Annotated in this window: 1 protein-coding gene; it reads right to left on the bottom strand. The window is 49.4% G+C overall.

The features are described from left to right. The coding region (locus tag FRY97_RS22735; protein ID WP_170254899.1) for a hypothetical protein at positions 1-354 on the bottom strand (354 nt) is incomplete at both ends.

Below are 354 nucleotides of genomic sequence, written 5' to 3'. Positions count from 1 at the left end.
CTGCAGTAAGTGATATCCGAAAGCGTCACATTTAAAGCGACGTTTACATTAGGCAGCGCATTGGATAAAGAAACACCTATGCTGGTAACCTCCCCAGATACATAGAATGCTGCTGAGGAAACCTCATCTCCGCTGAAGGTCCCGAATAGGATATCCTCTGCCAAAGGGGTACTGTAATAGATCTCGACCACCTCAATATACCTAGTCCGGTTGGCTCCTGTAAGACGGGCGCCAATTTCGGTAACTTCAAAAGCAACCCCTGAGCTGCCTTCTGGCATCACCTTGATTATAGATGTACTGCCAGCCCCAACGTGCGAAAGAGCCGCTTGGGGGAAGGAAGCATATTGCGCTACG

This window comes from Phaeodactylibacter luteus (assembly GCF_007993045.1).
GTDB classification, from domain to species: domain Bacteria; phylum Bacteroidota; class Bacteroidia; order Chitinophagales; family Saprospiraceae; genus Phaeodactylibacter; species Phaeodactylibacter luteus.
This window is presented reverse-complemented; position numbering and strand designations above follow the sequence as displayed.